Source organism: Paenibacillus xylanilyticus, from assembly GCF_013359935.1.
Lineage (GTDB): Bacteria > Bacillota > Bacilli > Paenibacillales > Paenibacillaceae > Paenibacillus > Paenibacillus xylanilyticus.
In genome coordinates this window covers 1-1,079 of sequence record NZ_JABMCB010000057.1, presented here as the reverse complement: position 1 = coordinate 1,079, position 1,079 = coordinate 1, and the positions used below count along the sequence as shown (strand labels likewise).

The 1,079-nt window shown below is 48.9% G+C and carries 2 protein-coding genes; both read right to left on the bottom strand.

What is annotated here, in order from left to right:
• A partial coding sequence (locus HP552_RS00380; protein WP_175393820.1) for an antitermination protein occupies positions 1-562 on the bottom strand: 562 nt, incomplete at its 3' end.
• On the bottom strand, positions 559-1,079 hold a 521-nt coding region (locus HP552_RS00375; RefSeq protein ID WP_175393819.1), incomplete at its 5' end, for a metallophosphoesterase. The genes HP552_RS00380 and HP552_RS00375, both read right to left, overlap by 4 nt.

The following is a 1,079-nucleotide window of genomic DNA, read 5'->3' as shown; positions in this document are numbered from 1 at the left end:
CCAGAGCGTCATACAGCGGCTTAACAGTGCGTGACCAGGTGGGTTGGGTAAGGTTTGGGATTAGCATCGTCACAGCGCGATATGCTGCGCTTGCTGGCATCCTTGAATAGCCGACGCCTTTGCATCTTCCGCACTCTTTCTCGACAACTCTCCCCCACAGCTCTGTTTTGGCAATATCAACCGCACGGCCTGTACCATGGCAATCTCTGCATCTTGCCCCCGGCGTCGCGGCACTACGGCAATAATCCGCATAAGCGAATGTTGCGAGCACTTGCAGTACCTTTGCCTTAGTATTTCCTTCAAGCTTTGCCACACCACGGTATTTCCCCGATACCTTGTGTGCAAATTGCATCAGATAGTTGATAGCCTTTTGTTTGTCGTTCTGGCTGAGTTCGTGCTTACCGCAGAATGCAGCCATACCGAATCCGGCTTGTGATTGCGCCATCCCCATAGCAGCCATCACATCAGTACCGGAAAGAGAGTCAGAAGCCGTGGCCCGTGGTGAGTCGCTCATCATCGGGCTTTTTGGCGAATGAAATTTAGCTACGCTTTCGAGTCTCATGCGCCTTCTCCCTGTACCTGAATCAATGTTAGGTTTCCGCAGAACACTGCGCCGGTATCGATATACATTTGGTTGGCAAACTTGAGTGGTTTCACTGCTGGCGTATGACCAAAGATGAACGTGTCCGCGCCTTTGATTTCTTTCACGATCCCGTTTTGTGAGTTGCTGATTCGTTCGCGGTTCCAGATTACCTGCTGATGATCAACTGGCTTTCCAAACTCGTATTCGTCAAAGGGATAATCGGCGTGGCAGATAACATATTTTTTATCTTTGCTCACCAGTTCGATGATTAACGGAAGTTCATCTGCTTTATGGGCAAGAGCTTTAGCCAGAATTTCTTTGTCGTAATCGAGATTAAAGAACCAGCCACCGCCATTAAGCAGCCAGTGATTAACGTTTCCACGCTCTGATAAGCCATCAATCATCATTTGCTCATGGTTTCCACGTACAGCTCTGAACCAGGGGAATGTGATTAATTCCAGGCATTCAACGTTCTCTGCACCACGATCAACCAAAT